The following is a 21,165-nucleotide window of genomic DNA, read 5'->3' as shown; positions in this document are numbered from 1 at the left end:
TCCATTCTGCACAACCGTTCATGCGCAAAATCCCGCTCCTCGCACGTTGAACCCGGCATCGGGACGAGGAAGAGGAGAAGAGACATGAAACGCTCGACCATCGCCGGCGCCCTTGCCATGATCGCAATGGCGCCGCTTTCCGCAACGGCCATGCCCCATGGCGCGATGAGCTATGAGGAAAGGCTCGCCGCCATGGAGGACGACATGACCCTGCCCGCGCCGATCGCGGGCGTGCAGAACAAATATTGGTTCAACTATCGCACCGATGTGGCCGAAGCCCGCAAGGAACTGGCCCACGACCTGCGCCACGCCACCGATGCGGAGGATGAGCGCGACGCCTGGGATGAATATCGCGCGGAACTGGCGGACGCCCGCCGCGACTATGCGAAGGAAATGCGGGAAAAGGGCTATCGCAGCGGACAGGTGCGCGTCCACGGCTCTGGCCGCTGACGATGCAGGGCGGAGGATGGGGCGGCCGCAAGGCCCGCGTCACGCCGCCTCATCCTCCGGCATGACATCCACCATCACCTGCACGCTCTGCCCCGCGCCGCCGACGAACAGCCCGTCCATCGGCGCGACATCGGCATAATCGCGTCCCATGGCGACGAACAGATGCCCCTCGCCGGCAATCACCCCATTGGTCGGATCGAAGCCGATCCAGCCCCGCGCCGGGCCGCACCACAGCATCGCCCAGGCATGCATCGCGTCCGCGCCCACCAGCCGCGCCATGCCCGGCGGCGGATCGGTGCGCAGATAGCCGCTGACATAGGCGGCGGGCAGCCCGAACCAGCGCAGGGCGGCCACCATCACATGGGCGAAGTCCTGGCACACCCCATGGCGCGCCGCAAAGGCCTCCGCCACCGGCGTCGCCGCGTCGGTCGCCCCGCTCACATAGGCAAATTCGCCCTTGATCCGCCGCGCCAGTTCCAGCGCCGCCTCGACCACCGGCCGCCCGGACGCCATCAGGTCCGCCGCCCAGGCGCCGATCTCCGCCACCAGCGGCACGCGCGGCGAGGCATGGAGATAATGCGCCGGTCCCGCCGGTCCCATGTCCCGCGCCGCCAGCGCCGCCGCCGCCACCGCGCCAACGGTCGGATCGTCCGGCTGCGGCTCGATGGGCGGACCGCCCTGCACCCCGGCGCGGAAGCTGCTGTCGATGCTGATCCGGCAAAGCGGACTGTCGATCTCCAGCCGCGCCACATTGACCGGCCACGCCCCCGGCCGCGATTCGATGGAGGCGGGCGCGGGATCGACCGCCAGATGATAGTCCGACGTCCACTGCCCCGGCCACGGCGCGGGCCGCAGCCGCAGGTTCAGGCGCGCCAACTGCACCGGTGCATCATAATGCACGATGGTCTGGTGCCGGATGCGGTAGATCATGACAGCAGGCTGCCGCCCTCGCTCCTCTCCTTGCGTCGTTGCAGGAAATAACGCTGCCCGATGGCGTCCGACAGGTCGAGCAAGCGGCTTTCCGCATCCGCCAGATCGGCCATGCCCAGCATGTCTCCGGTCATCGGCGCCAGCCGCGCCGCCAGCATCGCCGCCAGCCTTTGCGGCTCCTCCGGCATGCCGTCGCCATGCAGCGTCGGCAGCGCGGCGACATGCTCCGCCAGCCTTTGCGCCTGGTAGAGGATGGAGCGCGGATTATGCGGCTCCAGCGCCACCAGGTCGCGCACCGGCGCCAGCGCCGGCCCGGCCAGATAGCGGTTGCGATAGCTGATCTGGCTGTCGTTGAGGTCCAGCAGCACGGTCAGGTCGTCGGCCGAAGCCCCGTCGCTCGCGAACAGCATGGCGAGGCGGCAACCGTTGATCGCCCGCTCCATCCGCCGCCCCATGTCGTGGAAGCGCCACCCCTCGGTCCGCCCCATATTCTCCGCCGCCAGTCCCGAAAGCGCCGAAATCCGCTCGATCATGCGGGAGGACGCTTCCAGCAGCGTCTCCGTCACCCCGCCGTCGAAATCGGGCAGGGGCAACCGCACCAGCCGCCAATAATCCACCGCCAGCCGGTCGCGCAGCCCTTCGCCGATGCCCGCCACCGCCGCCAGCAGGGCGCGCACGCTGCCCGGCTGCGCGCCGTCGCCCAGCGCCTGCGCGCAGAGCGGCCCGACGGCACCGGCAGTCCCCGGAATCGCGCCCCACAGCGCCAACTGCCCCATCAGCCGGTCCATGGTGGGCGACCCGACCGCCGGACCCAGATCGGCCTCGATGGACCCGCCGACAATCGCCCGGATCACCCGCGCCGTCATCTCCATGCGCTCGATATAGCGGCCCAGCCAATAGAGATTGTCCGCCGCCTTGGCGGGCAGCATGCCGCCCACCCGCCGGATCGCCGGGGCCGCCGCCGTCAGCCCGTCCCGCGGCACCGGCCTGGCGTCCAGCACGCACATGTCCGCCGACAGGTCGCCTTCGCCCATCAGCGCGGCGCGAATGTCGCCATGCGCCGCCAGCCGCGCAAAGGCGCCCGGCATGATCCGCCACTGGCCCAGATCGTCCCGCGCCACGAAGACCCGCAGGGTGAAGGGCAGGGGGGTCAGCTTGCCGTTCACAATGGCGGGCGTGGTCGACAGCCGCACCACCTCCTGCCCGACATAGTCCATCGGCCGCCGCGCCATCGCCTCCAGCAACGCCGCCCGCTGCTTCGCGTCCAGCCCCGATCCGGGCAGGAATCGCGTCCCCGTCAATCCCGCCACGTCCCGGTCGAAGGCGGACCCCACCACCAACTCGTCCATCGCCCCCGCCACATGCGCCCGCTCGGCCGCCTGCCCGCACCACCATGTCGCGATATTGGGCAGGATGAGGTCCGCCCCCAGCACCTCCCGCGCTAGCCCCGGCAGGAAGGCCGCCATGGCCCGCGATTCGATCACGCCCACGCCCGGCCAGTTGGCCAGCATCAGCCCGCCCTTCACGCAGGCGTCGAACAGGTCGGGCACGCCGATGCGCGATTCCGCGTCGAACGCCAGCGGATCGAGGAAACGGCTGTCCATCCAGCGCCACAGCCCGTCGACTCGCTTCAGCCCCTGGATCGTCCGCACGAACAATTGCCCGTCCGACACGATCAGGTCGTCACCCTCGACCAGCAACAGCCCCAGATAGCGCGCCAGATGCGCCTGCTCGGCATAGCTCTGGTTGAAGCGGCCCGGCGACAGCAGCCCGATGCGCGGATCGCTCCGCTCGCAATCCGCCGCCAGCCCGCGCCGCAGGTCGCTCAGGAACGGCGCCAGCCGCCGCGCGTTGAGCGCGCCCAGCAAGTCCCCGGTGGCGCGGGAGAGGGCCAGCCGGTTCTCCAGCGCATAGCCGACCCCCACCGGCGTCCTCACCCGGTCGGCCAGCACGTGCCATTCCCCGTCCGGTCCCCGCGCCAGGTCGGCGGCGTAGAAATGGACGAAATGCCCGTGCGGCGGCGGCGCGCCGGTCATCACGCGCCAATGATGCGGACTGCCGGTGATTGCGCTGGCGGGCAGCTTCCCGTCGCGAACCAGCGATTGCGTGCTGTAGATGTCGCTGATGACCCGCTCCAGCAACTGCGCCCGCTGGGCCAGCCCCTGCTCGATATGCGTCCATTCCCGCGCCCCGATCAGCAGCGGAACGGGGCTGAGCGGCCAGGGCCTTTCCTGCTGGTCCCCGGTCAGCCGGAAGGCGAGGCCCAGGTCGACCGCCTGCCGCTCGACATTGCCGGCCAGCACCGCCGGATCGCCCTGCGCCTGCGCCGACAGCCGATCCAGCATTGCCCGCCAGTGCCCGGCCATCTCAGCGCTCGCCCCGGCGAACAGGTCGCCCTCCGGCGCCCGCGCCAGATAGGCGTCGGCCCAACCGGCGGCTTCCATTACAGGGGCGCTCGCCACGGTCATGGATGCCGGAAACGCAGGTCCAGCGTCATCGGAAATTCGCTCGGAGCCTCGGCGGGCGGCATGTCGACCGGCCCCGGCGTATGGCCATGGTCCTGGAACCGCGCCTTGCGCCGCGCCTCCGCCTCATAGGCGTTGATCGGCAGCGTGTCGTAATTGCGCCCGCCCGGATGCGCGACATGATAGACGCAGCCGCCCAGCGACCGCCCGCTCCAGCTATCCAGCACGTCGAAGGTCAACGGCGCGTTGACCGGCAGGGCAGGGTGCAGGCAGGCGGCGGGCGCCCACGCCTTGTACCGCACGCCGCCCACCGCCTCGCCCGGCACGGCGGTCGGCGTCATCGGCACGCGCCGCCCGTTGCAGGCGATCACATGCCGCCCGGCGACCAGGCCCGTCGCCCGCACCTGCAACCGCTCCGTCGAACTGTCGACATAGCGCACCGTCCCGCCGATCGCCCCGGTCTCGCCCAGCACGTTCCACGGCTCCAGCGCGTGGCTGATCTCCAGCCCCACGCCGCCCGCATCCACCGCGCCATGCACCGGAAAACGGAACTGCCGCTGCGCCTCGAACCAGTGGGGATCGAACGCGTAACCCGCGCCCTTCAGGTCGCCCAGCACCTCCAGGAAATCCGCCCAGACGAAATGCGGCAGCATGAAGCGGTCATGCAGCGCCGTCCCCCAGCGCACCAGACCGCCCTGCTGCGGCTGCCGCCAGAACCAGGCCGTCAGCGCCCGCAACAGCAATTGCTGGACAAGGCTCATCCTGGGTTCCGGCGGCATCTCGAATCCCCGGAACTCCAGCAAGCCGAGACGGCCAGTAGGGCCATCGGGGGAGAACATCTTGTCGATGCAGATCTCGGTGCGGTGGGTGTTGCCCGTCACGTCGACCAGCAGGTTGCGGAACAGCCGGTCCACCAGCCAGGGCGGCGGCGCATCCCCTTCGCCCGGCGCGGGAACCTGCGCCAGCGCGATCTCCAGTTCATACAGCCCGTCATGCCGCGCCTCGTCGATGCGCGGCGCCTGGCTGGTCGGCCCGATGCACAGCCCCGAAAACAGGTAGGACAGCGAAGGATGCCGCTGCCAATAGAGCACAAAACTCTTCAGCAGGTCGGGCCGCCGGATAAAGGGGGAATCGTTCAGGCTCGGACCCCCCAGCACGATATGATTGCCGCCCCCGGTCCCCACCGACCGCCCGTCGACCATGAACTTGTCGGCGGTAAGGTCGCAGGTCCGCGCCAGCGCATAGAGCCGCTCGGTGATCTCCACCGTCTCGTCCCAGCTTGACGAAGGCTGGATATTCACCTCGATCACGCCGGGATCGGGCGTGGCCTTCAGCACCTGCAGGCGCGGATCGGGCGGCGGCGCATAGCCCTCTATCCGCACCGGAATCCGCATCGCCTCCGCCGCGCCCTCGACCTCGGCGACCAGTTCCAGATAATCCTCCAGCGCCTCCACCGGCGGCAGGAAGACGGACAGGAAATGCCCCCTCGGCTCCACCGTCACGGCGGTGCGCACCGCCCCCTCGATGGGGACTTGCTCGACCCGATCCTGCGCGGCGGCCCCGCCCGGCGCGTCGGGAACCCGCTGCACCGGCTGCGCCCGCACCTCGTCCACCGTCGCCCGGAAATCGGGCAAGGGCCCTCGCGGCTCGCTGGGGTCGCGGGGATGGATATAGGGAAAGGCCGCCTCCGGCACATGCGGCAAAGACCCCAGGGGCAGGCGATAGCCCAGCGCCGAATCCCCCGGCACCGCGAACAGCCGCCCGCGCCGCAATTGCCAAATCTCGCTCTGCCAGCGCGGCGTCGCGGCCTGAGCCTGCCACCGCTGCACCGGCAGCACATAGCCGACCGGCTGGTCCAGCCCCCGCTCGAACGCCCGCACCATCCGCGCCCGCGCTTCGGGATCGGCAATCTTGGGATCGTCGGGAGAGGTGTTGACCGGCAGGTCCGCCTCCTTGACCGCCCACACCGCCGGGTCTTCATAAACCGGCTGGATATGATCGGCGGAAAAGCCCATCGCCCCCGCCATATGCGCGATGAAGGCCTGCGCATCCTCCGCCGTCACCGCCCGCGCGCCCTCCGGCGCGACCTCATCCGCGATCAGCCCGGCATCGCGCCAGATCGGCACCCCGTCCTGTCGCCAATAGACCGCATAGGCCCAGCGCGGCAGGCTCTCGCCCGGATACCATTTGCCCTGCCCATGATGCAGCATCCCGCCCGGCGCGAAAGCCTCCCGCAAGCCCCGGATCAGCCGGTCGGCATAACCCGCCTTGGTCGGCCCCACGGCATCGCCGTTCCACTCGCCCGCATCGCCGCCATTCTCCGCCACGAAGGTCGGCTCGCCCCCGGTCGTCAGCCGCACGTCCTGCGCCTGCAAATCGGCATCCACCTGCGCGCCCAGCGCCATCACCGCATCCCAGCGCGCATCGGTGAAGGGCTTGGTGATCCGCACCGCCTCGGCAATGCGGCTCACCCCCATGGAGAAGTGAAAATCGACCTCCGCCGGTTCCGCCATGCCGCTGATCGGCGCGGCCGACCGATAATGCGGCGTCGCGCAGAGCGGAATATGCCCTTCGCCCGCGAACATGCCCGACGTCGCGTCCAGCGCCACCCAGCCCGCGCCGGGCACATAGGCCTCCGCCCAGGCATGCAGGTCGACCACGTCCTGGCTGACCCCCTTCGGCCCTTCCAAAGGCTCGACATCGGCCACCAACTGGATCGAATATCCGGACACGAAGCGCGCCGCAAAGCCCAGCCGCCGCAGCAACTGCACCAGCAGCCAGGCCGAATCCCGGCACGACCCGGTGCCGATCTCCAGCGTCTCCTCCGGCGCCTGCACCCCGGCCTCCATGCGGATCACATAGCCGACCTGGTTCTGAAGCTGCCGGTTCACCTCGACCAGGAAATCGATCGTCCGCCCCTCATACCCCCTGTGGCTTTCCACCAGGGCCTCGAACAGCGGCCCCTGATCCTCCAGGTCGAAATAGGCGGCAAGGTCTGTCTTCAACTGATCGTCATAGGCGAAGGGATAGTCCTCCGCATAAGGCTCCACGAAGAAGTCGAAGGGATTGATGATGTCGAGATCGGCCAGCAGGTCGACCTCGACCGAGAAACGGTCCACCGGATCGGGAAAGACGACCCGCGCCAGCCAATTGCCGTGCGGGTCCTGCTGCCAGTTCAGGAAATGCCCGGACGGTTCGATCTTCAACGCATAGTTGGGGATTTTCGTGCGGCTATGCGGCGCGGGCCGCAACCGGATCACCTGCGGCCCCAGGCGGATCGGCCGGCTGTAGCGATAGGATGTCAGGTGGTGGAGCGCGGCCTTCAGCATGAAAGCGATGAAACGCCACCCCCTGCTGCAATGCAATATGTAATCGTTTCAGGATCGAAGAATCTGGCGTTTCTCCCTTTCGTCACCCTCTGCCTCCCTTTCGTCACCCCGGGTTTCCGCTTTCTTCGCCGCCAGCGTCCAGCCTCAAGAAGCGGAACCCCGGCGTAAGGCCGGGTGACCGGGAACGTCTTTCGCCATCCCCGCCAAACCCAACTCTCAAGGCGCCAAATCCACCCGCTCCGCATCCGGCATGATCGCATCGACCAGCAGCGACCTGTGGCAGGCCCCCGCATCCCGCTCGAAGCACAGCAGCGCGACCGCCTGCTCCTCCGCCATCTCCACCAGTTGCGCCGCCTGCACCATCGCTTCGGGCAGTTCCAACTGCCCCGCGTAAATCTCCGCCAGACGCCGGTGCTGCCCCTTGCGCGCCGCTTCGCGCCCGGCGGCGGGCGTCCCCAGCGCCTTCAACCCGACATAGCCGATCCCCGCCTCGCGCAGCCCGGCGGCGAGGATATTCTTCGAAAAGCCCGGCCGCCGCGACAGCGGCACCGCCCGCACGTCGGCCAGCATCGTGACGCCCGCCGCCCGCAGGGCGGCGATCACCTCGTCCTGCGTCGCGCCCTCATAACCGATAGTGAAGATTCGCATGCCCGACAGGATACCGTGTTCCTGCGAAGGCAGGAACCCAGTTGAAGCGGTGGGGCTGGGTTCCTGCCGTCGCAGGAACACGGAGCGGCGAAACCCTACTCGTTCCCCCCGGCCCGTTCCATCATCTCCATGAAGTCCCGCGCCGCGTCCCGGTCCGCCGGGTCCTCGAACGCCTCGTCCAGGTCGGGCGCCGCCCCCAGCAGGAACATCAGCGACCACAGCGCGAACCGCCGCCGCCCGTCCGTCTCCAGCCCGAAATCCACCCGCATATGCTCGATTCCCGCGGCCAGCGCATCGGGCGTCAGCGCCTCCAGTTCCCGCACCCCGAAATAGCGGTGCAACTGATCGTCGAAATTCATGCCGCCACCGTTTCCGGCAAGCCCCAGTCGATCGCCCCGCGCCCCTTCTCCTCCAGAAAGGCGTTGGCCTGCGAAAAATGCCTGCACCCCAGAAAGCCGTTATGCGCCGAAAGGGGGGAGGGGTGCGCCGCCTTAAGCACCAGATGCCGCGTGCGGTCCACAAACTCCGCCTTGCGCTGCGCATAGCTGCCCCACAGCAGGAACACGACCGGCTCGTTCTTCTGATTGACCAGCCGGATGATGGCGTCGGTGAACTGCTCCCAGCCGCGCTTCTGGTGCGACGCGGCCTTGCCCATCTCCACCGTCAGCACGCTGTTCAGCAGCAGCACGCCCTGCCGCGCCCAATGTTCCAGGAAACCGTGACGCGGCGGCCGCAGGCCCAGGTCGCTCTGCAATTCCTTGTAGATATTGACCAGCGACGGCGGCGTCCGCACGCCCGGCTTTACGCTGAAGCACAGCCCATGCGCCTGCCCCTCGCCATGATAGGGATCCTGCCCCAGCACCACCACCTTCACCTTGTCCAGCGGCGTCAGGTCCAGCGCCCGGAAATATTCGCTGCCCTTGGGGAAGATGCGCTTGCCCTGACGCTTCTCCTCCTCAAGAAAGCGCTTCAGCCCCTGCATATAGGGGCTTTCGAATTCGCCGAGCAGCGGGGCGCGCCAGCTCTCGTCCAGCCTGATGGTGTCGCTCATGGCCCGGCGTGATGAACCGCCGGGCGATCCGCTGTCAACAATGCTTGGCCGGCCCCTTGCCCTTCTCCGGCGAATCGGGAAAATAGGCGGGATGCCGCGCCTTCGCACCAAGCTGATCGCCTTTCTGGGCCTGTTCCTGGCTCCGCTGCCCACTGCCGACGCCTTCGGCCCGACGCCCAATCCGGTCCAGCACAGCGCCGAATCCCGCCTGATGGCCGAATTCGCCCGCTTCGCGACGCTGACCGACGGCACCGTCGGCATCGCCGTGCGCGACCTCGGCACCGGGGAGACGCTGGCCTATAATGGCGACACGCTGTTCCCCATGGCCAGCACCTACAAGCTGGCGGTGGCCGCCAAGATCCTCTCGCTGCTGGACGCGGGCAGCCTCAGCCTCGACGAACCGCTCATGCGCCTCGGCCGCCCGCTGCCGGTGCGCACCCTGATCGACATGAGCCTGACGCTCAGCGACAATGAGGCGACCGACGCCCTCGTCGCCCGCGCCGGCGGGCCGCAGGCGGTGAACGACTGGGTCCGCGCCGCCGGGATCAAGGGGCTGCGCGTCGACAGCAACACCCGCGACCTGCTCGCCCGCGCCAAGGTGGTCGGCACGGGCTATGGCGATGAAGCGGCGCTGGAATCCGGCCTCTCCGCCGCGCAGCGCGACGCCCGCGACATGCCCAATCTGGGCTTCGCCGCCGACCCGCGCGACACCGCCACGCCGCGCGCGATGGACGACCTGCTCGCCGCGATCCGCCTGGGCAGGGTGCTGCGGCCGCAGACGACGGCGCTGATGCTCTCGATCATGGAACGCTGCAAGACGGGCAAGGCCCGGCTGCGCGCCATGCTGCCGCCGGGCACGCGCATCGCGCACAAGACCGGGACGCTGAACGGCCTCGGCAACGACGCGGGCATCGTCACGCTGCCCGATGGCCGCATGTTCGTCATCTCGGTCTTCGTGATGAAGGACCATATGGGCCATGAACTGCGCGACCGCATCATGGCCGAAGCGGCGCGAGCCGCTTATGATTATTTCCTGTTCGCCCCCGATCGGCACACGGCCTGACGCATCCACCTTAACTTCCATCCCGTTTCCCGATAGGCTCGCGCACACAGGCAGGAGGGGATGCGATGGACGACAAGACAGCGGCGTTCCGCGACTTTTGGCCCTATTATCTCCAGGAACATGCCCATGCGGGCACGCGGGCGATGCACTATGCCGGCACCAGCCTGGTCGTGCTGCTGATCGCCGCGCTGCCGGTCGCGGGGAAATGGTGGATGATCCCGGCCATGCCGCTGGCAGGCTATGGCTTCGCCTGGATCGGCCACAGCCTGATCGAACATAACCGCCCCGCGACCTTCCGCTATCCCTTCTGGTCGCTGCGGGCCGATTTCGTGATGTGGTTCCGCTTCCTGACCGGAAGAATGGGCCGCGACCTGAAACGCGCCGGCGTCCGCCCCGACGGCAGCATAGACCCCGCCCTGCGCCGCGAACTGTAGCACCCTGCTCCCGCCTTCGCAGGAACGCCATACTCCTCCCACCACGCTTGACCCCCACCGCCGCTCTGCCAAAAGGGGGCCCGCAATGGCCCTCACCGCCCACTTCACCCGCCTGCCCGACCTGGCGAGCCTCGCCCCCCGCTGGCAGGCGCTGGAGTCCCGCGCCGCCGCCAGCTTCTTCCTCGGCTGGACCTGGACCGGCGCCTGGCTGGAAAGCTACGCCGTCCGCCCCGAACTCCTCGCCGTCACCGACGCGCAGGGCCGGGACGTCGCGCTTGCCCTCTTCGGCCATGCCCTGCAACCCCGCCTGCTGGGCCGCAGCGCCACCCTGTCGCTCAACCAGTCCGGCGACCCCGGTGCCGACCGCCCCTTCATCGAATATAACGGCCTGCTCGCCGCAAAGGGCAGGGAAGGGGAGGCGACACGGGCCGCCCTCCAGGCCCTGCAAAACCGCAACGACTGGCGCACCCTCCGCCTCGACGGCATCGCCCCCGACTCGCCGCTCCTGACAATCCCCGCCCGCCGCAAGACCCGCCTCGACCGCTCCCCGGTCTATCAGGTCGACCTCGCCGCCGTCCGCGCCGCCGACTATCTGTCGCTGCTCAGCTCCAACAGCCGCGCCCAGATCCGCCGCGCCCTCAAGGATCATGGCGGCGCGCTCCCGGCCATCGCCAAAGCCGCCCCAGCCGACATTGCCCCATGGCTGGACGAAATGCGGTCCCTCAACACCGGCCGCCACGCCGACAATGCCTGGGACGACCCCGCCTTCCGCCGCTTCGCCGCCGCCCTCGCAAGCCGCGACGAAAAGGTCGAACTGCTGCGCTTCACCGATGGCGGCGGAACCGTCGGCCTGCTCCTCAACGTCCTCCACGACGGCATAGCGATGAACTACCAGTCCGCCTTCGCCGCCCCCCGCGCGCCGAAGGACAAGCCCGGCCTGCTCTGCCACGCCGCCGCCGTCGACCACTACGCCGCCCGCGGCCTCGCGCTCTACTCGCTGCTCGCGGGCAAGGACCGCTACAAGCAGAGCCTCGCCACCCGCGAGGAAGCCCTTGAATGGTGGCAGGTCGACCGCTTCAGCCCCCGCCTCGAAGCCGAAGCCGCCTTGCGCAAGCTGCTCAGACGCCCAGCTTCCGCATGATGCGGTAGGCGATCCGCCGCGCGCCCTGCGCCTCCGGTCGCGTCCCGATCCGCCCGACCGGCAGCCCGCGCCGCCGCAGCAGCGCGTTCAGGCTGTGCAACTCGCCCTCCGCCACGCTCCGCTCCGACCGCCAGGTGACGGACAGGCTGACCGAAACGACAGGGCCATTCTCCACGAAATGCGGCGCCTTGACCGGCACATGGATCGCATCGCCCGGCAACAGCGTCACCGCCATGCCCCGCTCGCGAAACCCGTCCCGCCAGTCCAGATTGCGATGCCCGCCCGCATGGAAGGCCTCGCTCTGCACCGCAGGCACCAGTTCCTCGTCGCCCGCCGGAAAGACCGTCATCGTCTTCTCGCCCCGGATCTGGAGCAGGATATTATGCTCCGGGTCCATGTGGAACGGCGTCACGCTGCCGGGCGAGGACAGGAAGATGAACGCCTCCCGATGCAGCATCGGCCCGGTCTCCCGCTCCACCAGCGGCGCCAGTTCGGCCAGCGCCCGGTCCAGCAGCGCGCCATAGGCCGCATCCCGCTCGACATTCTTCAGCACCGCCCAACTGCCGTTGGTCTCTATGGTCCGGATCGTCTCGCCCAGCGTCAGCCCGTTGGACGGCGTATCCTCCGCCCGCACGCCCAAAGGCAGCTTCCCCAGATTATACTCCACGGAGTCGGCCGGCATTCGCTCCGCCAGCCCGGCCAGAGCCTCCAGCGTCAGCAGCGCATGCCCCGCCAGCCCGTGGCTCAATTTCGCAGCCCGGTCCGGATAAGCCGCCGCGAAGGCCGCCCGCGCCTCTTCCGGAAACACCGCCGCCTCGATGGCGCTCACCGCGTTCATATCTGCCCCTTCAACCTCTGCCCCAGCGCCTCGACGCCATTGGCCAGCGCAAAGGCGACGCTTCGCCCGGCGCCCCGCAGGGCGATGCGATATTGCGTGATCGTCCGCCGCTCGCCCCACAGGCTGTCGATCATCGGATGGTCCGCCGCCGCGCAGCTATCCATCCAGCCGATGGCGGGATCGCCCAGCACTGCCTGCAGATTGGCGATCTCGATCAGCACCCCCGGCGAAAAGCGCCCCAGCGCCTCGTCAAAGGCGATCTTGAAGGAAAAGGCCCCTTCGCCATGCCGGAAATTGACCAGCATCGCGATCGCCCGCCCATCCAGGTCCATGCGCAGGAAATGCAGCCGCCCGTTCTCGAAAGCCGCCGCGCAGGCCGCCCGGAAGAAAGCCGCATCCTCGTCCTTGCAGGCCAGCGCCGATCCTTCGGCCCCCTTCCAGCCCGCGGCCTCCAGCGCCAGAAATTCCCCGCACCACGCGGCCAGCTCCGCCCCGTCGACCAGCAGCCTGCTCTCGACTGTGCCCAGTTCGGCCAGCCGCTTCTGCAGGCGCCGCAATTCCTTGCGCTTCTTGGCCCGCACATGGGTTTCCCAATAGGCGTCCGCGTCCAGTTCCGACCGCAGCATCGCCCGGTCGTAGCGATGCACCTCCCGCCGCCCGCGCCGCTGCTCGACGCACAGCGCCTCCAGCGCCGCCGCATTCGCCCCCGCCGCGTCCAGCCCGCGCAGATGCAGGAAGCCCGGCGCCCAGTCCGCCTCGTCCAACTGCCTCAGCAATTCCCGCCACGCCGCCACCTCCTGGCCCCGCCGGATCAGCGGCGCGCCGAAGAAGCAATGATCGTGCATCCAGTTGGTGACGCAACGCAGCGGCAGCCGCCCGTGCCGCGCCGCGACGACCACGGGCATCAGCCCGATCAGTTCCCCGTCCCGCTGCGCCTCCAGCACGCGGACCGTCGCGCCATCCGCCAGATGATCCAGCGCCGCGCACAGCATTTCGGGCAGGTAGAAGGCATTGGCCTCGGCCGCCGCGTCCGCCAGCGCGGCCCAGCGCGCCGGCGCATGGGCGCGCGCGTTCGCCATTGCGGGATGGGAAGCCATGTCCATGCTCCCGGCCATATCCGCCAATGATTAGGGAAAGGCTAACCCGCGAAGGTAAACGCAGCGTGCTCCTGCGAGGGCAGGAGCCCAGTTCCCAGGGAGCGATGATGAACGAAGGGCGGGACCGGACTCCCGCCTTCGCAGGAGCACGGCAAAGCTGAATGTCCACCGCCATCCACCCCAAGCCCGGCAAATTTTAGGCACTATTACGGAGCTTCCGGGGAAAGCCCTTTACATCGCCCCCCGGATTGTCTGTGAAAGACTCCGGCGCCAAGGCAAGGACAGGAAACCGCAGCCCATGACAATCCTCGTGACCGGCGCGGCCGGCTTCATCGGCATGGCCGTCGCGGACCGTCTTCTGTCCGAAGGCCGGGCCGTCTTCGGCATCGACAATATGAACGACTATTATCCCGTCTCGCTGAAACGCGACCGGATCGCCGCCCTGCATCAGCGCCATGGCGGCCTGTTCACCTTCGCCGAACTGGACTTCGCCGACATGGACGCGCTCCAGGCCGCGCTGCACGACCATCCGGTCGACGCCATCATCCATCTGGGCGCGCAGGCGGGCGTGCGCTATTCGCTGATCAACCCGCACGCCTATGTCCGCTCCAACCTCGCCGGCCATGTCAACATGCTGGAAGTGGCGCGGGAAAGGCGGGTGCGGCACCTGGTCTACGCCTCCTCCTCCTCGGTCTATGGCGGCAACGACACGCTGCCCTTCCGGGTCGAGGACCGCGCCGACCACCCCGTCTCGCTCTACGCCGCAACGAAACGCGCCGACGAACTGATGAGCGAAACCTACGCCCATCTCTTCCGCATCCCGATGACCGGCCTGCGCTTCTTCACCGTCTATGGCCCCTGGGGCCGTCCGGACATGGCGATGTGGATCTTCACCTCGAAAATCCTGTCGGGCCAGCCGATCCCCGTCTTCAACCACGGCCGGATGCAGCGCGACTTCACCTATATCGACGACATCGTCAGCGGCGTGATCGGCTGCCTCGACCATGCGCCGGAGGATGACGGCGCGGCCAAGGCGGGCGGCAGCCGCTCGCCCCACCGGCTCTACAATATCGGCAACAACCGGCCGGAGGAATTGATGCACCTCATCTCCGTTCTGGAGGAAGCCTGCGGCCGCAAGGCGGAGATCGACTTCCAGCCGATGCAGCCGGGCGACGTGCCGGCCACCTTCGCCGACATCAGCGCCATCGCGCAGGACATCGGCTTCGCCCCGACCACGGGCATCGAAGTGGGCGTCCCCCGCTTCGTCGACTGGTATCGCGCCTATCACGATTAGGCAGGGACGAATTCAAGCGTCGCCGAACCAAGCGGTTTTGGGTGGAGAGCGGACCTTCCCCCTATTCGTCACCCCTCCCCCCTATTCGTCACCCCGGACTTGATCCGGGGTCCCGCTGCCTTGGGCTGGGCGCGCACTCAGAAAGAAAGCGGGACCCCGGATCAAGTCCGGGGTGACGGAAACTGATGTCCGCCATTGGCCATCTCCCGCCATTCCCGCATTACCCCCCACCCTTGCTCATGGCGCGATGCAGCAAAAGCACGCCATAACCACTCCTCCTGCAAAAGGTTCCGCCATCCGCCGATAAAATTATGCGCTTCATCGCATTTTCATCCATTGTGGCGTTAATGGCGCGGAAATCATCATTCGCGCTTGCGAAATCGATTGCCAATATTAGGGGAAGACGCTTATCCCCGACAACCGGGTGCCGGTCGCTTCGATCGGTCGGGTCGCGGAACGAAGTAAGGGCGGAACACCTGGGGCGGTGGATCGTCGCCGCTGTCGTCAGTCGGAAAAAGCCGGCGGCGATGGTGGAAAAAAGGGCTTACGCGTGTCGACAGTAACGAAGATCGTGCCATTCGGCTCAGGCGGGCGCATCGCGGAAACCGCGCGCCGGACATTATCCATCGCGGCCGAGGGGCTGAACGCCCTTGAAAACCAGTTCAACGACCGGGAATTTTCCGCCAATTTCCTACGGCTGGTCGGCGTCATCATGAATGTGCGCGGCCGCCTGATCGTCACCGGCATGGGCAAGAGCGGCATCATCGCGCGCAAGATGACGGCGACGCTCACCTCCACCGGCACGCCCGCCATCTTCCTGCATCCCGCCGACGCGGGCCATGGCGACCTGGGCATGATCACGCCGGACGACGTCGTGCTGATGCTGTCCCATTCGGGCGAGTCCAACGAACTCGGCCCGATCATCCAATATTGCAAGCGCTTCGCCATCCCCCTGCTGGGCATGACGGCGCGCCCGCACAGCACGGTCGCCGCATCGTCCGACATCTGCATCCTGATGCCCGACGTGAAGGAAGCGTGCCCCAATTCGCTGGCGCCCACCACCTCCACCACGATCCAGATGGCGTTCGGGGACGCGCTCGCCATCGCGCTCATGGAAATGCGCGGCTTTTCGGCGGACGACTTCCATAAATTCCACCCCAATGGCCGGCTCGGCGCGCAACTTGTCAAGGTGCGCGAACTCATGGCCTCGGGCGGCGACGTGCCGCGGGTGGAGGAGGACGCCTCCCTGCTCGACGCCACCATCGAAATGACCCGCGCCCGGCTCGGCGGCACGGCGGTGGTGAACGGAAAGGGCGAACTGATCGGCGCCTTCACCGACGGCGACCTGCGCCGCACCGTCACCGGCACCCGCCACATGAACGAGCCGGTCGGCCGCTACATGACCGTCCAGCCCGTGTCGGTCAGCCCCGAGGAACTGGCTTCCGAAGCGCTCCGCCTGATGCACGACCATAATATCACGCTCCTCTTCGTCTGCGAAAAGGACAGGCTGGTCGGCGCCATCCACATGCACGACCTGCTCCATGCGGGCGTCGCCTGAGCGCCATTCGCCCCAGGGGCGACCGCGCTCCTGCGAAGGCAGGCGCCTGGGCAAAGCAGGCAAATTCGGCGTCCGTGGGGCTGATCGATTTGGCCAGTTGCGGCCATCAGTTTTCCGTCACCCCGGACTTGATCCGGGGTCCCGCTGTCTTGGGCTGGGCGCTAGTTTACAAGAAAAGCGGAACCCCGGATCAAGCCTGTCCTGAGCTTGTCGAAGGGTCCGGGGCGACGAAATGGGGACCGTCCGCTCTCCACCCAAATCACCCGGTCCAGTCCCGCCCCCTGACGGCCTTTCCACACATGCCCCTGCACGCGGCCCCTCGACGGCATTCCTCCTGAAATGAACCCATCCACCCTCATCGTCATCCCCGCCCGCGCCGGCTCCTCCCGCCTGCCGCGCAAGCCGCTGCGCCTGATCGCCGGCCGCACGCTGCTGCACCGGACCATCGCCATGGCCCGCGCCGCCACGGCCGGCCTCTCCGACATCCAACTGCTCGTCGCCACCGATGACGAGGAAATCGCCGCCCACGCCCGCGCCGCGGGCTGCGATGCGGCCATGACGGAAAGCGCCATCGCCACCGGCTCCGGCCGCGCCCTCGCCGCCGCGCGCCAGTGCGGGAGCGAACCCCGCTTCATCGTCAACCTCCAGGGCGACAGCCCCTTCCAGCCCCAGGGGGCCCTGCGCGCCGTCATCGCCGCGCTGGAGGCGGGGGCGCAGGTCGCCACCCCCGTCATCGCGCTCGACTGGCCCGCGCTCGACGCCCTGCGCGACCACAAGACGCGCTCGCCCTTCAGCGGCACCACCTGCGCCCGCGCCCCCGACGGCCGCGCCCTCTGGTTTTCGAAGACCATCATCCCCGCCATCCGCGACGAGGACGCCCTGCGCCAGAGCCAGCCGCTCTCCCCGGTCTGGCGCCATGTCGGCCTCTACGGCTACACGCTCGACGCCCTGACCCGCTTCGAAGCGACGCCCCCCACGGCCCTCGAAACCCTCGAAGGCCTGGAACAACTCCGCCTGCTCGAACTCGGCATCCCCATCACCACCGTCCCGGTCCCGCCGCCCGTCTTCGACAGTTCCGGCATCGACACTGAGGCCGACATAGCCCGCGTCGAAGCCCTCATCGCCGCCCACGGCGACCCCACGCCCTGATCCTCCGCCCGTTTCGAGCGAAGTCGAGAAACAGCCCATGCGCCGCATCTTCATCATCCGCCACGGCAACACCTTCGAAAGCAGCGCCGACGCCCGCCGCATCGGCGCCCGCACCGACCTCCCGCTGGTGGAAAGCGGCCACGCCCAGGCCCAGCGCCTCGCCGCCTGGTTCGCCGCGCAGAACCTGCCCATCCGCCGCCTGCACAGCGGCCCGCTGCTCCGCGCCCGCCAGACCGCCGCCGCCATCGCCGCCGCCACCGGCCACCCGCTCGACGGCCCGCTCCCCTGGCTCGACGAGATCGACCACGGCCCCGACGAAGGCCAACCCGAAGCGCAAGTCCTCGCCCGCCTCGGCCCTGAAGCCCTCGCCGCCTGGGATGAACGGGGCATCCCGCCCCAGGACTGGAAAGTCGACGCGGAATCCCGCATCGCCGCCTGGAAAGACTGGTTCGCTCGGAAAGGGGAGGGCGCCGACCTGCTCGTCACCAGCAACGGCGCCGCCCGCTTCGCGCTCCTGGCGCTGGGCCTGCCGCTCGCCAACCTCAAGCTCCGCACCGGCGCCTTCGGCGAACTGGCGATCGAGGAAGGGGCCGGCGTCCATCTCATCCGCTGGGACGAACGGCCCTAACCACGCCGAACGCCCCGAAGCGGCAGCTAAAGGGTAGAGAGCGGACGTTCCCTCTATTCGTCACCCCGGACTTGATCCGGGGTCCCGCTTTTCTTGTAAACCAGCGCCCAGCTCAAGACAGCGGGACCCCGGATCAAGTCCGGGGTGACGGAGGATTAAACCCCCCGAACCCCGGCTCAATCCTTCCGCTGCGGCACCGTGAACGTGCCCGACACGCGCCCGCCAGCCCCGCTGGAAACCCCCGGACCACCCCCGCCAGCAGCGCGCCCGTCCACGGTCGAGCGCCCGCTGGTCAGGTCGATCACCAGCCGCCCCCCGGTCAGCCGGTTCGCCCCCTGCGTCAGCGACACATTGCCCAGCATGGTGATCAGCCTGCTGTTGAGGTCATAGATCGCGACATTGCCCTTGGCCGTCTGGTCCGCCTTGCGCACCACGACATTGCCGGACGCGTCGATCCGGTCGATCTCCACGCCGCCCGGCCCGGTCCCGCCCCCCGGCTGGTTGCGGTAGGCCACCGTCATCCGCGCCGCGTTCAGCGTCATGCCCGCCTGCGTCACCTCGACATTGCCGGACACCACGACGCGGTCGGCGCGGTCCTGCACCTCGATCCTGTCGGCGGTGAAGTTGACCGGCGCATTGCTGTCATGGTTCTTCAGCACCTGCGCGTCCGCCCCCGCGAAAAGGAGGCCCGCCGCACCCAGCGACAGCAAAAGAAGGGGCTTTCTCATCACCTTTGCCCTTTGAGACCATTTTGTTCGATACGCAAGCTCGCCCGCCCGTTCAGCGTCACGGTCCGGGCGCTCAGGTCGGCCTCCAGATGGTCGCCGCTGAACGTCCCGATGGGTATGCGCCCGTCGACCCGCCCGGCGCTCTGCATCCGCCGCGTCTTGAGGTCCACGCCCACGTCCCGCGTGGTCAGCCGGTATCCGCCCTCCGACTGGAACTGCACCGGCCCGTCGATGGCGACCCGCTCCGTATCCATGTCGTACCGCCCCTTCTGCGCCCGCAGCAGCGCCTGCCCGTCGGACAGCAGGATCCGCGCCGACATGTCGTTGAGGTCGACGATCGGCTCCCGCGAGCTTTTCTGCACCGCCGATCCCGCCCGCAGGGAAAAGGGCTGGCCCTTGCTGTCCTCCCCGCGATAGAGCGCCTCGGTCACGCGCATCCGCTCCTTCGCCACCTCGACCTTGTTCTTGTCCAGCACGAAGCTCACCTTGTCGCCCCCGGTGAAGGGCGCCGTCGCCAGCAAGGCCGCCAGCACGCCCACCGACACCGGCAACCAGTTCTTCAGCAGCCCGACCAGCCGGTCATGGCTTCCCCCCGGCCGCGCCCAGTGACGGCGCACGTCGCGTTGCTGATCGGCCTGTATCGACATGGGTTCAGCCCTTCACATATGCGCGAAGATGTCGATCTCCGGCCATCCCGCCAGGTCCAGCTCCGCCCGGTGCGGCAGGAAATCGAAACAGGCCTGCGCCAGTTCCATCCGCCCCTCGCGCACCAGCCGCTTGTCCAGTTCCGCCTTCAACGCATGCAGGTATCGCACGTCCGACGCCGCATATTCCTTCTGCGCGTCCGACAGCACCGGCCCGCCCCAGTCGCTCGACTGCTGCACCTTGGACAATTCCTGCCCCAGCAATTCGCGCACCAGTTCTTTCAGGCCATGCCGGTCGGTATAGGTCCGCACCAGCCGCGAAGCGATCTTCGTGCAATAGACCGGGGCGGCCACGACGCCCAGATAATGGCGGATCGCCGCAATATCGAACCGCCCGAAATGATAGAGCTTCAACCGCGCCGGATCGGCCAGCGCGGCGCACAGGTTGGGCGCGGCATAATCGCTGCCGGGGTTGAAGCGCACCAGATGCTCGTCCCCCTGGCCGTCGCTGATCTGCACGACGCACAGGCGGTCGCGGGGCGTGATCAGCCCCATGGTTTCGGTGTCGACGGCGATCGGGCCGGGGGCAAGGACGCCCTGGGGCAGATCCTCTTCATGGAAATGGACGGTCATGATTCCCCTCTATGGCCAAAGCCGCCGGTTCGCAATCGCCCCTTGGCGACCGGGAACGAAAGGCGACCATTCCGTCCCAAAGTCGCCATTTTCACGCCCTTTACCCGCCTTAAAAATCATTCGCCTGTCCCGCAAAAGTTGATATAGTGATTCCCAAACCGCGCGTGAGCGGTGGATTCTGCATGTCATTCGCCCGACATGCTTGTCTGGTTTAGTCTGGGGCGAAGCGAAAGTGACCAACAGGGCATGAGTTTTGATAGAGGTCGCCGCGGCGGGCGCGGCAAGGACAAGCGCGACAGTTTCGGCGACGATAGTTTCTATGAAGGCGGCCGTGGCGGCTTCGGCGGTGGGTTCGACCGCGGCGGTTTCGGTGGTGATCGTGGTGGCTTCGGCGGCGGCGACCGCTTCGGTGGCGGCGGCGGCGGCTTCGGCGGCGACCGTGGCGGTTTCGGCGGCGGCGGTGGTGGCGGCGGCTTCGGCGGCGGTCGCAGCGGCGGCGGCGGTTTTGGCGGCGGTGGCCGCGGCATGCCCGCCCAGGTCGTGGGTGAAGGCACCGGCGTCGTCAAGTTCTTCAACGGCCAAAAGGGTTTCGGCTTCATCGTCCGCGACGATGGCGGCGAAGACGTGTTCGTCCACATCAGCGCGGTCGAGCAGGCGGGCCTGACGGGCCTGGCCGAAGGCCAGCCGCTCGGCTTCACCCTGGTGGATCGCGGCGGCAAGGTGTCGGCGACCGATCTCAAGATCGAGGGCGAACCGCTCCCCGTCACCGAACGCGCCCCCCGCGAACCCCGCGCCGGCGGCTTCGGCGATCGTCCGGGCGGCGGCGACCGCGGTCCGCAGCGCCAGCTCACCGGCGAACGCGCCAGCGGCACGGTCAAGTTCTTCAACGCCATGAAGGGCTTTGGCTTCATCCAGCGCGACGACGGCCAGCCCGACGCGTTCGTGCACATCAGCGCCGTCGAACGCGCCGGCATGAGCGCCCTGAATGAAGGCGACCGCCTCGACTTCGAACTCGAAGTCGACCGCCGCGGCAAATATGCGGCCGTCAACCTTCAGACGAAGGCCGACTAAAGAACAGCCTGCCC

At 68.3% G+C, this 21,165-nt stretch carries 20 protein-coding genes; 9 read left to right on the top strand and 11 right to left on the bottom strand.

The window, feature by feature from the left end:
* Positions 1-84 precede the first annotated feature (84 nt).
* The gene (locus SIDU_RS13160) at positions 85-450 is read left to right on the top strand and encodes a hypothetical protein (protein WP_007687887.1); all 366 of its coding nucleotides are present in this window, start codon (positions 85-87) and stop codon (positions 448-450) included.
* Between the two features lie 39 nt (positions 451-489).
* Here the strand turns inward: SIDU_RS13160 and SIDU_RS13155 are convergent, their stop codons facing one another.
* From SIDU_RS13155 to ung, 6 genes are all read right to left on the bottom strand, one after another.
* Positions 490-1,380: a transglutaminase family protein gene (locus SIDU_RS13155; RefSeq protein ID WP_007687884.1), complete on the bottom strand. Its 891-nt coding sequence runs from the start codon at positions 1,378-1,380 to the stop codon at positions 490-492.
* Positions 1,377-3,848, bottom strand: coding sequence for a circularly permuted type 2 ATP-grasp protein (locus tag SIDU_RS13150; RefSeq protein WP_073507154.1), 2,472 nt, complete (start codon positions 3,846-3,848; stop codon positions 1,377-1,379). Before SIDU_RS13150 ends, SIDU_RS13155 begins: the two co-directional genes overlap by 4 nt.
* Positions 3,845-7,174 carry a transglutaminase family protein gene (locus tag SIDU_RS13145; RefSeq protein WP_025772763.1) on the bottom strand — a complete coding sequence of 1,110 codons (3,330 nt, stop codon included), beginning with the start codon at positions 7,172-7,174 and terminating at the stop codon, positions 3,845-3,847. The genes SIDU_RS13150 and SIDU_RS13145 overlap by 4 nt, the downstream gene beginning before the upstream one ends.
* A gap of 216 nt (positions 7,175-7,390) precedes the next feature.
* Positions 7,391-7,822 (bottom strand): DUF488 domain-containing protein, encoded by a 432-nt coding sequence (locus SIDU_RS13140; protein ID WP_007682291.1) that lies wholly within the window; start codon positions 7,820-7,822, stop codon positions 7,391-7,393.
* A gap of 95 nt (positions 7,823-7,917) precedes the next feature.
* Positions 7,918-8,181 carry a hypothetical protein gene (locus SIDU_RS13135; protein ID WP_007682289.1) on the bottom strand — a complete coding sequence of 88 codons (264 nt, stop codon included), beginning with the start codon at positions 8,179-8,181 and terminating at the stop codon, positions 7,918-7,920.
* Positions 8,178-8,873, bottom strand: coding sequence for a uracil-DNA glycosylase (gene ung, locus SIDU_RS13130; RefSeq protein ID WP_007682287.1), 696 nt, complete (start codon positions 8,871-8,873; stop codon positions 8,178-8,180). The genes SIDU_RS13135 and ung overlap by 4 nt, the downstream gene beginning before the upstream one ends.
* Before the next feature lie 91 nt (positions 8,874-8,964).
* Here ung and SIDU_RS13125 point away from each other — a divergent pair, with 91 nt between their 5' ends.
* The 3 genes from SIDU_RS13125 (at position 8,965) to SIDU_RS13115 (ending at position 11,511) form a co-directional block, all read left to right on the top strand.
* Positions 8,965-9,936, top strand: coding sequence for a serine hydrolase (locus SIDU_RS13125; RefSeq protein ID WP_007682285.1), 972 nt, complete (start codon positions 8,965-8,967; stop codon positions 9,934-9,936).
* A 65-nt stretch (positions 9,937-10,001) separates the two neighbouring features.
* Positions 10,002-10,370 (top strand): DUF962 domain-containing protein, encoded by a 369-nt coding sequence (locus SIDU_RS13120; protein WP_007682283.1) that lies wholly within the window; start codon positions 10,002-10,004, stop codon positions 10,368-10,370.
* Between the two features lie 85 nt (positions 10,371-10,455).
* Positions 10,456-11,511, top strand: a complete 1,056-nt coding sequence (locus tag SIDU_RS13115) for a GNAT family N-acetyltransferase (RefSeq protein ID WP_007682534.1) — start codon at positions 10,456-10,458, stop codon at positions 11,509-11,511.
* Here SIDU_RS13115 and SIDU_RS13110 read toward each other — a convergent pair.
* Both SIDU_RS13110 and SIDU_RS13105 read right to left on the bottom strand, forming a co-directional pair.
* Entirely contained in the window at positions 11,489-12,349 is an 861-nt protein-coding gene (locus SIDU_RS13110) for a cupin-like domain-containing protein (protein WP_007682535.1), read from the bottom strand. The two genes, SIDU_RS13115 and SIDU_RS13110, sit on opposite strands and share 23 nt — an antisense overlap.
* Positions 12,346-13,452: a GNAT family N-acetyltransferase gene (locus tag SIDU_RS13105; protein ID WP_025772762.1), complete on the bottom strand. Its 1,107-nt coding sequence runs from the start codon at positions 13,450-13,452 to the stop codon at positions 12,346-12,348. Before SIDU_RS13105 ends, SIDU_RS13110 begins: the two co-directional genes overlap by 4 nt.
* Before the next feature lie 292 nt (positions 13,453-13,744).
* On the opposite strand from SIDU_RS13105, the gene SIDU_RS13100 reads away from it, so the two are divergent.
* The 4 genes from SIDU_RS13100 to SIDU_RS13085 all read left to right on the top strand — a co-directional run bounded on the left by SIDU_RS13100 (position 13,745) and on the right by SIDU_RS13085 (position 18,075).
* Positions 13,745-14,740 carry an NAD-dependent epimerase/dehydratase family protein gene (locus SIDU_RS13100; protein ID WP_007682537.1) on the top strand — a complete coding sequence of 332 codons (996 nt, stop codon included), beginning with the start codon at positions 13,745-13,747 and terminating at the stop codon, positions 14,738-14,740.
* 550 nt (positions 14,741-15,290) lie between these two features.
* Positions 15,291-16,298 carry a KpsF/GutQ family sugar-phosphate isomerase gene (locus SIDU_RS13095; protein ID WP_007682538.1) on the top strand — a complete coding sequence of 336 codons (1,008 nt, stop codon included), beginning with the start codon at positions 15,291-15,293 and terminating at the stop codon, positions 16,296-16,298.
* A 339-nt stretch (positions 16,299-16,637) separates the two neighbouring features.
* Positions 16,638-17,447 carry a 3-deoxy-manno-octulosonate cytidylyltransferase gene (locus SIDU_RS13090; RefSeq protein ID WP_007682539.1) on the top strand — a complete coding sequence of 270 codons (810 nt, stop codon included), beginning with the start codon at positions 16,638-16,640 and terminating at the stop codon, positions 17,445-17,447.
* 37 nt (positions 17,448-17,484) lie between these two features.
* Entirely contained in the window at positions 17,485-18,075 is a 591-nt protein-coding gene (locus tag SIDU_RS13085; protein ID WP_007682540.1) for a histidine phosphatase family protein, read from the top strand.
* A gap of 176 nt (positions 18,076-18,251) precedes the next feature.
* On the opposite strand, the gene SIDU_RS13080 is transcribed toward SIDU_RS13085, so the two are convergent.
* Genes SIDU_RS13080 through SIDU_RS13070 form a run of 3 tightly spaced genes read right to left on the bottom strand, consistent with a single transcriptional unit; the run spans position 18,252 to position 20,080 of the window.
* Positions 18,252-18,803: an LptA/OstA family protein gene (locus SIDU_RS13080; RefSeq protein ID WP_007682541.1), complete on the bottom strand. Its 552-nt coding sequence runs from the start codon at positions 18,801-18,803 to the stop codon at positions 18,252-18,254.
* Complete coding sequence (locus tag SIDU_RS13075; protein ID WP_007682542.1) at positions 18,803-19,450, bottom strand: hypothetical protein; 648 nt, start codon at positions 19,448-19,450, stop codon at positions 18,803-18,805. The genes SIDU_RS13080 and SIDU_RS13075 overlap by 1 nt, the downstream gene beginning before the upstream one ends.
* A 12-nt stretch (positions 19,451-19,462) precedes the next feature.
* The gene (locus SIDU_RS13070; protein ID WP_007682543.1) at positions 19,463-20,080 is read right to left on the bottom strand and encodes a ribonuclease D; all 618 of its coding nucleotides are present in this window, start codon (positions 20,078-20,080) and stop codon (positions 19,463-19,465) included.
* A gap of 246 nt (positions 20,081-20,326) precedes the next feature.
* Between SIDU_RS13070 and SIDU_RS20275 the strand changes: the two genes are divergently transcribed.
* Positions 20,327-21,151 (top strand): cold-shock protein, encoded by an 825-nt coding sequence (locus tag SIDU_RS20275; protein WP_007682544.1) that lies wholly within the window; start codon positions 20,327-20,329, stop codon positions 21,149-21,151.
* Positions 21,152-21,165: the final 14 nt, after the last annotated feature.

Source organism: Sphingobium indicum B90A, assembly GCF_000264945.2.
Classification (GTDB): domain Bacteria; phylum Pseudomonadota; class Alphaproteobacteria; order Sphingomonadales; family Sphingomonadaceae; genus Sphingobium; species Sphingobium indicum.
Note: the sequence above shows the minus strand (reverse complement) of the source record. Positions and strands in the feature narration are given on the sequence as shown.